The organism is Streptomyces sp. MBT53, assembly GCF_016654115.1.
GTDB lineage: Bacteria > Actinomycetota > Actinomycetes > Streptomycetales > Streptomycetaceae > Streptomyces.
On the sequence record NZ_JAEQAZ010000243.1, the window covers coordinates 1 to 11,164 of the forward strand.

General features: G+C 71.4%; 10 protein-coding genes. 3 read left to right on the forward strand and 7 right to left on the reverse strand.

What is annotated here, in order from left to right:
• Positions 1–762 precede the first annotated feature (762 nt).
• From JHN45_RS45765 to JHN45_RS45780, 4 genes are all read right to left on the reverse strand, one after another.
• Positions 763–1,827 (reverse strand): LacI family DNA-binding transcriptional regulator, encoded by a 1,065-nt coding sequence (locus JHN45_RS45765; protein ID WP_201055342.1) that lies wholly within the window; start codon positions 1,825–1,827, stop codon positions 763–765.
• A gap of 162 nt (positions 1,828–1,989) precedes the next feature.
• Positions 1,990–5,043: a M48 family metalloprotease gene (locus JHN45_RS45770; protein WP_201055338.1), complete on the reverse strand. Its 3,054-nt coding sequence runs from the start codon at positions 5,041–5,043 to the stop codon at positions 1,990–1,992.
• Complete coding sequence (locus tag JHN45_RS45775; protein ID WP_201055339.1) at positions 5,040–5,591, reverse strand: hypothetical protein; 552 nt, start codon at positions 5,589–5,591, stop codon at positions 5,040–5,042. Before JHN45_RS45775 ends, JHN45_RS45770 begins: the two co-directional genes overlap by 4 nt.
• Before the next feature lie 163 nt (positions 5,592–5,754).
• Entirely contained in the window at positions 5,755–6,297 is a 543-nt protein-coding gene (locus JHN45_RS45780; protein WP_200716687.1) for an EF-hand domain-containing protein, read from the reverse strand.
• A 210-nt stretch (positions 6,298–6,507) separates the two neighbouring features.
• Here JHN45_RS45780 and JHN45_RS45785 point away from each other — a divergent pair, with 210 nt between their 5' ends.
• The gene (locus tag JHN45_RS45785; RefSeq protein ID WP_201055340.1) at positions 6,508–7,410 is read left to right on the forward strand and encodes an NAD-dependent protein deacetylase; all 903 of its coding nucleotides are present in this window, start codon (positions 6,508–6,510) and stop codon (positions 7,408–7,410) included.
• 165 nt (positions 7,411–7,575) lie between these two features.
• Here the strand turns inward: JHN45_RS45785 and JHN45_RS45790 are convergent, their stop codons facing one another.
• The 3 genes from JHN45_RS45790 to JHN45_RS45800 form a co-directional block, all read right to left on the reverse strand.
• Entirely contained in the window at positions 7,576–8,391 is an 816-nt protein-coding gene (locus JHN45_RS45790; protein ID WP_200716689.1) for an SAM-dependent methyltransferase, read from the reverse strand.
• Positions 8,392–8,453: 62 nt separating this feature from the next.
• Complete coding sequence (locus JHN45_RS45795) at positions 8,454–8,690, reverse strand: DUF397 domain-containing protein (RefSeq protein WP_200716690.1); 237 nt, start codon at positions 8,688–8,690, stop codon at positions 8,454–8,456.
• 1 nt (position 8,691) lies between these two features.
• Positions 8,692–9,549, reverse strand: coding sequence for a helix-turn-helix transcriptional regulator (locus JHN45_RS45800; protein WP_201055341.1), 858 nt, complete (start codon positions 9,547–9,549; stop codon positions 8,692–8,694).
• 281 nt (positions 9,550–9,830) lie between these two features.
• Between JHN45_RS45800 and JHN45_RS45805 the strand changes: the two genes are divergently transcribed.
• Entirely contained in the window at positions 9,831–10,205 is a 375-nt protein-coding gene (locus JHN45_RS45805) for an ATP-binding protein (protein WP_201055343.1), read from the forward strand.
• A gap of 80 nt (positions 10,206–10,285) precedes the next feature.
• The coding region (locus JHN45_RS45810) for a hypothetical protein (RefSeq protein ID WP_236584826.1) at positions 10,286–11,164 on the forward strand (879 nt) is incomplete at its 3' end.

The window sequence follows — 11,164 nt, forward strand, 5'->3', positions numbered from 1 at the left end:
CGGGGTGGGCGCCCGACCCAGGGAGGCGCGGCTGACCGTGGGCCGGGGCGGCCGCGGGGCGGGGCCCTGGTCACGGATGGGCGCCGGACCTATGGAGGCGCGGTTGACCATGGCCCGGGGCAGGCATGGGCCGGGTGCGCGGGTCACGGGTGGGCGCCGGAACCCAGAGAGGCGTGGCTGACTACGGGGCAGGTCACACGCGCGGAGGGTGCCCGGCTCACCGGGTCGGCACGGGACCCACGGCGGCCCGGCTGACCACCGGGCAGGCCAGGCCCCCGCGTCACTGGGAGGGAGGGCGCGAAACCCACGCAGGCGCGACTGACCACGGGCCAGGCCAGGCACCTGGGTCACCGGATGGGCGCGGGACCTGCTGAGGTCCGGCTGGCTTCAGGTCACACCTGGCACGGGTCTGGCACTGGAGTCTCCGGATGGGCGCTGGACTCACGGAGGTTCGGCTGACCGCAGGCTATGTCAGGCACGGGCCAGGCACCCGGGTCTCCGGATGGCCGCCGGATCCACAGAGGTCCGGCGGCAGGCCACGCCTGGCACGGGTCGGGCACCTGGGTCTCCGGGTGGGCGTCGGGCCTGCGGAGGTCCGGCTGGTCACAGATCACGCCAGGCACCCCGGCCACCGGATGGGCGCCGGACTCCCGCAGGTCCGGCTGGCCGCAGGTCACGCCTGGCACGGCTCAGGCATCCGCGTCACCGAGTGGCAGGCGCGACTGACCACGGGTCACGCCTGGTACGGGTCAGGTACCCAGGTCACCGAGAAGGCGCCGGACCCACGGAAGCTCGGCTGGCCACAGGACACGACAGTCGCCGGACGGTCGGCGGCGGCGTGCGGCCGGCTTCGATCGCGTCCAGGAGCAGGCGGGTCGCCGCCTCGCCCATCGCTCGGTGCGGCAGGGCGACCGAGGTGAGTGGTGGGGTGAGGAACGCTGCCATGTGCTCCTGGTCGTCGTAGCCGACCACCGACAGGTCGGCGGGTACGTCGATACCGAGCCGGGTCGCGGCGTGCAGGACGCCCGCCGCGACCCGGTCGTTGTAGCAGAGGACGCCGGTGGGGCGGTGGCCTGGCTCGACCCCGTCGAGCAGCCGTAGCGCACCCGCGTATCCCGCGGAGATCTCCCCTCCGCCGCGCACGATCCATTCCTTGGGCAGGGTGAGGCCCTCCGCGCGCAGCGCGTCGCGGAAGCCGCGGGTGCGTTCCACCGAGGCGATGTCGTCCAGACCGCCGATCAGGGCGAGCCGGCGGTGGCCCGCATCGAGCAGCAGCCGGGCCGCGGTACGGCCGCCGGCGCGCTCGGCGGGGACCACGGCGGGCAGGGAGTCGTCCTCGGGCAGGCAGTTGGCCAACACGGAGTGGGTGCGGTGCAGGCCCTCGGGGACACGGACCCGGCGCAGTGACATGGCGGCGTAGATGATGCCGTCCACGCGCCGGTCGAGCAGTTCCGCGACGGCCGCGTCCTCCTTGGCCGGGTCACCGCCGGAATCGACGGTGAGGACGAGATGGTCGCTGTCCCAGGCGGTCTCCATGGCGCCGCGCAGCAGCCGGCCGGCGAACGGCGAGGACGCGATCTCGTCGGTGACCAGCCCGATCACGGCCGTACGGCGGCGGCGCAGACCGCGGGCCACCGGGTCGGGGCGGTAGTCCAGTTGGGCCGCGGCCTGCCGGATGCGTTCCTGGGTGGCGGGGGAGAGGTTGCCCTCGGCCCGGCCGTTGAACACGAAGGACACCGCGGTGTGGGACACACCGGCGAGCCGGGCGACGTCCCGTGATGTCGGGCGCCCGGTGCCCGTGCTCCTGCGCTCCTCGGCACCACCCACGCCGTCCGCCGCCCTCACCCAGCCCGTCCTGTCGATCACCGTCCACCCTATCCGCGGGGAGCGTCACGGCACACGGGAGATGCGCGGGGCGCCGCGGCACGGGCCGGATGCCGTAGCGGACCCTCGTATCGCGTGAACCTGTGTGTCTCCGTGGACACAAGATCAGCTTGAGCCCGTTGGAGACGGTCGGGGGGCAGTTGGTGGCGGCGGCGTTTTCGAGGGCAGCCGGGTGAGTGTCACCTCGTAGGGGAAGTCGGTCGTTCGAGATGCCGGCGTCAGATGAACGGCCTTGCCTGCGCAGCGGTAGCGGTCGGGGGAGAAGGACGCGGTGCGTTTTTCGTGGACGAGGTAGGTTTCGCCCACGCGGAGGCTGAGTTCGCCGGGGTGGCGTACGGCCGAACCGTAGTAGCCGATCCTGCCGTTGGCCGTGCGGTACCGGGTGGTGACGCTGCCGCTTGTTCGCAGCACCACGGGGCGGCCGTGGAGAGTTGAAGTCTCCGAGACGCCCTTGCCGTGGTCGACGATCAGGGTGCCGTCGGGCCGGAACGTCCACGTGCCGCCCTCGCCGGTCAGCCACACGTCGCTCCCGTCGATGCGCAGACGTTGCCTGGCCGGAAACGCACGCCAGCTTCCGAGGAGGCAGGGGTCGTTCCGGACTGATGAGCCTGAGGTGTCCTGGCGGTCGGTCGGGGGCTGCGCGACTACCGCGGGGGCGGCGGGTCGCCAGATGAGGTAGTCCTGCGGGATCCCCGCAGCCGCGCCCGCGAGCGGAAGCGCCGCCAGGAGTCCGAGCATCGGCAAGATGAGCGTCGCGCGGCGGGCGTTCCCGCGTGCCGTGTCCGTCCCACCGTCCGACGGCCGTCGGACGTGTCCGGACAGTGCCGCGACCGCGGCGCCGAGCACTCCGGCGGGTACCGCGGCGACCACTCCCCAGGCGACGACTTCGTGCAGATGGAAGGCCGCGTCGGCGTCGGGCAGGAACGCCCTCGCGTCGCAGTCGTCCGGAGGGACGCCGGTGACGGCGACGCAACGGGATGTCCCCCGGCTGACGTAGAGGCCCACAGTGCTCAGGACCGCGGTCACGGTCACGGCCAGCGGGACCAGCACGGGGCGCGGCCCGCGGCGGACGAGAGCGGTCCCCGCCGCCGCTGCCGCCTGGAGCAGGGCGGCGACCGCCAGGTACGTGCTCGCGTGTACGACGGAGAACGGCAGGGTCGTCCCGAGGACGGCCGACGGGTCGGCGACCCGGCGGACCTCGGGCGGCAGCGCGCCCCGGGCGGCGAAGGGTAGGGCGATTCCGGCCGCGACCGCCCCGAGGCCCGCGACCGCGCCGACCGTCAGAGCTCTGCCGATGTCTTCGGCCGCGGCCAAGGACCCGCGCCCTCGGCGGGCCAGTAGCAGCGGGACCGCCCAGACGAGGACGAGTCCTACGGGCAGGAAGGGGGTGGCACGGATGAAGACGAGCGGGACGTAGAAGTAGGCGTCGGCCAGGTCGCCGGTGAGAGCGGTGTACCAGCCGATCGTCCGGCCCACGGCCGGTACCGCGTGCAGGGGCGTTCCCGTGAGGTCGGCCGGGGACAGCCGGCGGCTGTCCCACAGGGCCAGCAGCGGTCCCCAGACGGCTCCGGCGGTGGCGACGATCGCGCGTGGCCGCAGCCCGCGTGGCACGCCCGACTCCTCCGGGGAGACACGGCGGTGCACGGACCGCGTCCACAGGGCGAGCGGGAGCAGGATCGCCAGCTGGACGAGACCGAGCAGCGCGTACTGGCCGGGGGTCGGCTCGACCGCCGTCAGGTCGGCCGTTCCCAGCGAGATCTTCCCGCTGCACACCATGCCGCCCGTGAGCGCGGCCGGCAGGACGACGACGTCCCAACGGGAACGGACCTCCTCCGCGTCAACCGGCGTGCGGCGGCCCGCCGTTGCGACCAGTGCCGAGGCCAGTGTCGACGTGACGACGACACCGGCGGGCAGCGCGAGCAGCGTCAGGCCCACCGTGACGAAGCGCCCCGTGACGTTCCCCGTCAGCAGGGCGAGATTGTGGAGGGCCAGGCCGGCCAGGAGTCCGATTCCGGCCATCTCCCAGGCACCGGTGCGCAGCAGTCGTACGGGATCGAGCATTGCCGCCACGCGTTGACCGGGACTGGGATGGGTGCCGGCGCGCGCTGCCCAGCGCGACCATCCGGTCGGCACCCACCGCCACATCGCACGCGGACACGGCGGCCAGGGCAGGCCGGTGACCATCCGGGGGAGGGAGCCCCGGGTGAAGTCCCAGGAGTGGGCGACCGCGTCGGCGTGCAGTTCCCGTGCGCGCAGGATCATGTTCCTGGCCAGGTAGGCGGTGACACTCAATGCCGCGAGGGCGACCAGGCGGTACGTCAGTTTCTCCGCGCCGCCCGAGCCTCCGGCCTCCAGCAGCGCGTGGGGATGCACGGACAGCAGCACGCAGGGTATGAGCGCCGTCGCGACGAAGGACCACCAGAGCGCGACCGTCAGATAGGTGCGGCCGACATCGCGATGGCGATGGTGGGCCAGTTCGTGTCCGACGACGGCGAGGAAGCCGTCCCGGTCCAGGTCGTAGCGGACCAGCAGTCCTACGTCGAGACAGATCCGGGGACGTCCGGGCAGACCGTACGCCCGGCCGCCCGTCGTGGTCGCGTAGGGATCGACCAGCCAGAGGGGAGGCCGGGACAGCCCGCTCGTGCGGGCCAGGGAGTTCAGTTCCTCCAGTACGTCGGCGTTCTCGTCGCCGGTCAGCCGGACCTTCCTGGACCATCGCGGCAGACGGACACTCCCGGCCGGCCGCCCTTCGAGCCGCGGCCACCAGGGGTGGAGCGCGTACAGAAGGACGGCGACGGCCGCTTCGACCATGAGCCCGATCGCGATGTACCCGGCCTCGTGCAGGAAGTACGGTCGCTCGCACGCGTTGGCCATCGTGATGTGTGCGTTCAGGCGGTCGCTCTGCTCCGCGATCCAGGCGGTCGCCGGATCGATCCGGGCCAGGTAGGGGCCGACCCGGTCCCGGGAAAGGCGCTCGGAGGACGGCAGCGCGGCGCACACCACGCTGAACGCCACGACACTGGACGCCAGCACCGCGCCCACCAGGACCGCGAACCGCAGGTCCGTTCTGGCCCGCAGCAACCGCTCCGGCACCGTGGCGGGACGGGTCGGGACCGCGCGGGGAGCCATGCCTTCGAAGACCCCTGCATGTTCGGTCACTGCGGCGGCTCCCCGGCCAGCCCGTCACCCACCACCGCCGCGGCCATGAGCTCCGCTCTGTCCTGCGGCATGCCACCGTGGCGAACCAGCGTGCGCAGCACGATCCGCCGTACCTCGCGCCACTGCTCGGGATCCAGCCGTACCGCCTCGGTCGGTTCTCCCGCCGAACCGGCATCCCGCGCTCCCTCCTCCGTAGAGCCGTCGGCGGTCGGGCGGGCGAACATCCTGCGGATCAGATCCCGTGACGCGCCGACCGCCTTGTCGCCCAGATACGCCCCCACAGCGGATGCCGCGGCCAGGAACACAGGGGTCAGCAGCTGCTCCGCGTCCGGCCCGCCGAACCCGAGAGGTCCGCTTCCGCGCGCCTCGGTGCCGGGCGCCAGCGCCTGCTGCGGATCACTGAAGTAGGCCGCGCACAGCATGTCGAACGCCCGGCGTTCGGCGGCGACCCGTTCCGGTGCCACGTCGGCGGCCCGATCGAGCATTCCCCGGGCCGCTTCCGCCACGTCCGCCGCTTCGGAGTCGTACACCTGACGCGATGTCTTCACGCCGCCCCCAGACCAGAGTCACTACGAGATGCCGCAGAGGCGTCCCTGAGATGCGGGCCCTCTGCTCAGCTCTTTCGGTGCCTGACCGTAGGGGAATTGCGGGAAAGTGCCGTGAATATTGGTAAATGGTGAGTGATGTGCCTCGCGGTGATGTAGGGGGTTCTCACCCGGCGCCGATCGGGCCGCACATCAGGTTGCCGGGTTCGGCGGGGTCGTCGCTGGTCCAGAACTGGGTCCACAGCGCGGCGAACTCGGGGCGGCTGAGGTAGCCGTCGGCGTCGTGGTCGAGCCGGTCGAAGGCGCCGCCGGTCTCCACGGGCCGTCCGTGCCAGGTGTCGACGAGACGCTGGTGCTCGCCGCGCGAGATGCGTCCGTCGGCGTTCTCGTCGACCGCGTCGAAGATGGTGTCGGCGGTGGCGGTGACGGCCTCGGGGATGGTCGGCAGCAGGTCCACCATGGCGAGGAGGTCGTCCAGGTCGATCCGGCCGTCCCGGTCCGTGTCCACGCTCTCCGCCAGCTGCTGCCACCAGCCCTTCAGCACGCCGTCCACGCGCGCGGCCAGTTCCGATCCCTCTCGCACGCGCGGCAGCCGGCCCCAGCGGTCCGCCAGGGCCACGAAGTCCGCCTCCTCCAGATAGCCGTTGCCGTCCGCGTCGAACGCCTCGAACATGGCCCGGAGCTTGGTCCGCTGGAACTCGCTGGACATCACATGTCTCCTCACTCGCAGGACTGAGGACATGCTTTCCGCGGCCGGCCGCCCCGCAACGGCGCTCGCGCTCACCGCGGCGGGTGCCCGCGCGCCCATGCGCCCGCCCCGGTGCACCGGGCGCCGGTTTGCCAGTCGCGGATGGCGCACCGTTTCCCGGCAACCGTCTGTGCCCGCCGGGAGCCGCCGCCGATTCCGTACCCTTGCGGCATGCGCATGCGCCCCACCCTGAGCTGGACCCCCGCGGCGGCGGCGGACCTGCTGCCGGGCACCACCGACCTGGAGCCGGTCGTCGATGCGCTCGGTGCCGGCGGTGTGCTGGTGCTCAGCGGGGCGGGCATCTCCACGGAGTCGGGCATCCCCGACTACCGGGGCGAGGGCGGGAGTCTGAGCCGGCACACCCCGATGACCTACCAGGACTTCACCGGCAGCGTGCAGGCGCGGCGCCGGTACTGGGCGCGCAGCCACCTCGGCTGGCGCACTTTCGGGCGGGCCCGTCCGAACGCGGGACACCTGGCGGTGGCCGCCTTCGCCCGGGACGCCCGTGTCTCGGGCGTGATCACCCAGAACGTCGACGGTCTGCACCAGGCCGCCGGCAGCGAGGACGTCGTGGAACTCCACGGCGGCCTGGACCGGGTCGTGTGCCTCTCCTGCCGTGCCGTCAGCCCGCGCCGCGAACTCGCCCGGCGCCTGGAGGCCGAGAACCCGGGCTACGACCCGGTCGCCGCCGGGATCAATCCGGACGGTGACGCGGACCTCACCGACGCTCAGGTCGGGGACTTCCACGTCGTGCCGTGCGCCGACTGCGGGGGCGTCCTCAAGCCGGACGTGGTGTTCTTCGGCGAGTCGGTCCCGCCGCAGCGCGTCGAGCACTGCAGGCGGCTGGTCCGCGAGTCGACCGCGCTGCTGGTCCTCGGCTCGTCCCTGACGGTGATGTCCGGACTGCGGTTCGTCCGTCAGGCGTCGCAGGAGGGCAAGCCGGTGCTGATCGTCAACCGGGACCCCACCCGGGGCGACCCGCACGCCCGCACCCGGATCGCGCTGCCGCTGGGAACGGCCCTGACGGCCGTCGCCGACCGACTCGGCATCCCGGTCGGCGGACCGACGGGCTGAGAAACAGGCCTGTATGACTGGCTGAGGAACAGATCCGGACGACGGCCCCGAAGGAAGCAGGGTTCACCGGGATCGGCGTCGACGCGCGGGATCTCGGTCAGGGGCCGTGCAGTCGGGGCCGGTGCGCCGGGAACGGCCGTGCGGCCGGCCCCGGCACCGCGAAGGTCACGGCTTGCGCGCGACCGCCCCGTACATCGCGATGTCCTCGTCGCGGATGTCCTGCTCGCCCGTGCCGTCCGGGTGCCACTTGTGGACCTGGACGATGCCGGGTTCGACCAGCTCAAGACCCTCGAAGAACTCGTGGGCCTCGTCGATGGTGCGCAGTCGCATCGGCATGTCGCGGGCCGCGTACTCGCGGGCGACGCGGCCCACCTCCTGCGGGGCGAACTCGGCGGTGCCGATCGACATCGCGAGGTAGCTGCCCGAGGGGAGGGGTTCCAGCAGGCGCCGTACGACGCCCACCGCGTCGTCCGCGTCGAGCATGAAGTGCACGATGGCGATCACCGTCAGCGCCACCGGCCGGGAGAGGTCCAGGGTCTCGCGCAGCTCCGGCGCGTCGAGGATCGTGGCCGGGTCACGGAAGTCGGCCTCGATGTACGACGTCCTGCCCTCGGCCGTGCTGGAGAGCAGACCCTGGGACAGGGTGAGGACGATGGGGTCGTTGTCGACGTAGACCACCCGTGACTCGGGGGCCACCTGCTGGGCGATCTCGTGCAGGTTCGGGGAGGTGGGGATGCCGGTGCCGACGTCAAGGAACTGGCGTACGCCCGCCTCCTCGGCGAGCCAGCGCACGGCCCGGTTCATCCAGTCCCGGTTGGCGCGCATGTGGATCGGGAGCGCGGGCCACTCCCGGGACATGGCGTCGCCCGCCTCCTTGTCGGCGGGGTAGTAGTCCTTCCCGCCCATGATGTAGTCGTAGATCCGCGCGGAGTGCGCGTGCTCGGTGTCGATGCGGTCGGCCGGCCATCCGTTGTCGGGCAACGCCGTGTCTCCCATGCGAGTCGTGGAGTTTCGGGATCAACGCTCAGTAAAACAAGGGGAGTTCAGAGGAGGAAGTCGGCATCCCCCGCTTTCACGCCCGCCACGAAGGTCGTCATCTCGCGGGGTGTGAAGACCAGCGCCGGGCCGTCGGGGTCGGTCGACTGCCGCACGGCGACGCGTCCGTCGGCGAGCTTCTTCACTTCCACGCAGGCGCCCCCTGCGTCGTCGCTCCACGGCTTGGTCCAGCCGCGTGCGCCCAGGTTCCGGGACGGTATGCCGTTGCGTATGGGGTGGTGCACGTCAGAGCTCCTTGCGAATCGCACCGAGGAGGGCCTCGGTCTTGCGGGCGGGCGCCGCCTGGGCGCCCAACCGGTCGAGGGCCTCGCGGTACACCACGACGTCGTCGCTCTTGTCCAGGTAGACAGCGCCCACCAGGCCGTTGAGATAGACGACGTCGGGCAGTTCGGGGGCCCGGAACCGGAAGAGGTGGAACGCCCCGGCCCGCATGGCCGGGTGCGGGCCGTTGGCGAACGGCATGATCTGCAGCGTCACGTGGGGCAGCCGGTTGACCTCGATCAGGTGGTCGATCTGGGCGCGCATCACCGCGGCACCCCCGACCGGCCACCGCAGCACCGTCTCGTCCATCACGACCCACACCCGGGGCGGCGCCTCGCGGGTCAGCAGTTCCTGGCGGCGCATGCGCAGGGCGACCCGGCGTTCCGTGGCCTCGGTGGGGGCGTGCGGATTGCCCGCGCCGAGCAGGGCCCGGGCGTACTCCTCGGTCTGCAACAGACCAGGCACATGTGCCGTGGAGACCACTCGCAGATACCTCGCGTGATGCTCCAGTTCCGACAGGTCCAGGAAGCCGGGAGGCAGGACTCCGCGGTACTCCTCCCACCAGCCACGCGTACGGTCGGTCGCCATGGCCACGAGCGCGTCGATCAACTCCTCATCCGCACAGGCGTAGAGCGCCCCGAGCCGCCGCACCCGCTCCTCACTGACGCCTGAGAGCCCTGCCTCGATCTGACTCATCTGGGCCGAGGTCGACGTGAGCAGTCCCGCCGCCTCCCGGGCTGACATGCCCGCTAGGTCTCGCAACTTGCGCAGCTCGACCCCGAGCCGTACCTGACGAGCTGTCGGCTGGTTCCTCGGCGCCATCCCGATCGTCCCTTCAACGGCAGTGATTACACCCCCTGTTGGGGACCTCGTTCGGATGTCAGCGTACGCGAACAGCTTGCGCTAGGAGAAATTTCTCCTCTACCGTCAGTGATGCACCGCACACTCTGCGGAACCCCGGGGCACCGGAAGCGCACCGCTCCGTCCTGCCAGGACGGCTGCGGCACTGCCACCGTCCCCGGACATCAACTCCCCACCAAACGCCCGGAGTTCACGCATGCCCAAAAACCGAAGGCCCCACCCCCTGGGAGTACTCCCTCCACATCCCCAACGACCCCCGCTCCGTCACGGTCTGCCGTCGTACGCTCCGTCTGGTCCTGACGATGCACGGGCTGATCGGCATGGTCGACACCGCCGAGCTCCTGGCAACGGAGCTGGTGGGCAACGCCGTACGGCATACGGACGGTCCCGCCGCGCTGCGTGTGTCCTGGGCGCCGGACACCCTCCGCATCGGTGCTTGGGACGCGAACCCCGAACTCCCGGAACTCCCACGTGAGTTGACCGCGATCGGCGATCTGGAGGACGGGCGCGGGCTCGCCCTCGTCGCCGCCTGTGCGAAGCAGTGGGGGTGGCAGCCGCTGTTCAGGGGCGGCCGCCAGGGCAAATACGTGTGGTGCGAACTGGGCGGCGCGGCCTGAACGTTCCTTCGCCCCTCGAAAGAGTGAACGTCTCCGAATCGTCCGGACGGTCCGGTCCTTGATCCATCTAGGTTGCGCACATGGTCACATCAGCTCACGAGGGCATGCACCGGATCTTCCAGGAGCGGCCCGAGATCCTCGCGCCCGTCTTCACGGTGCTGGGCATCGAGTTATCCGAGAAGGCGGCGGTGTACGCGATCACCGCCGACGCGACGGAGACGCGGCCGATGGCCCGCCACATCGATACGGCACTGCGGATCTGCCCATCGGACGGTGAGGATTTCCTGCTCGCCGTCGAGGCGCAGGAGCGGCGGGACGACAGGAAGGAGCAGAGCTGGGCGTACTACGTCGCGTATCTCCAGTCGAAGTACAAGCTGCCGGTGCTGCTGCTCGTGGTCTGCCGCGACCGGGCCACGGCCAAGTGGGCGGCCGGTCCCTTCGACTGCGGTACGCGCGGCTGGACGGTCCAGCGCACGTGTCCCCTCGTCGTCGGGCCGGACAACCTCCCGATGATCACGGACGTGCGGAGCGCGGCGAAGAATCCCGCGATGGCCGCGTTCTCCGCCCTGACACACGCCAACAACCCCGAATGCGACGCCATACTGGACGCACTGGACCAGGCCCTCGGTGGCATGGACTCCGACGCCTCCGACTACATCTACCAATTTCTCGACGTCACTCTGGGGGACACCCCCGCCGGAGACAAATGGAGGAGCATCATGGGTTTCGTCAACTACTTCCCCGGCCGTGGCCATCTCATGGAGCGGGCCTATCTCGAAGGTCAGGCCGAAGGCAAGGCGGAAGGCAAGGCGGAAGGTCAGGCCGAAGGCAAAGCCGCGGGCGAGGCCGCGCTGATCCTGCGCCTCCTGGACAAGCGCGGAATCCTTGTCTCCGAGGACACCCGGGAACGCGTCACGTCCTGCACCGACCTCGACACCCTCACCCTCTGGTTCGACCGG

What these genes read in the sequence shown, in the direction of transcription:
- JHN45_RS45785 (WP_201055340.1), top strand. Translation starts at nt 6,508, where the DNA reads ATGCGCATGCGCCCCACCCTGAGCTGGACCCCCGCGGCGGCGGCGGAC.
- JHN45_RS45800 (WP_201055341.1), bottom strand. Translation starts at nt 9,549, where the DNA reads ATGGCGCCGAGGAACCAGCCGACAGCTCGTCAGGTACGGCTCGGGGTC.
- JHN45_RS45780 (WP_200716687.1), bottom strand. Translation starts at nt 6,297, where the DNA reads ATGTCCAGCGAGTTCCAGCGGACCAAGCTCCGGGCCATGTTCGAGGCG.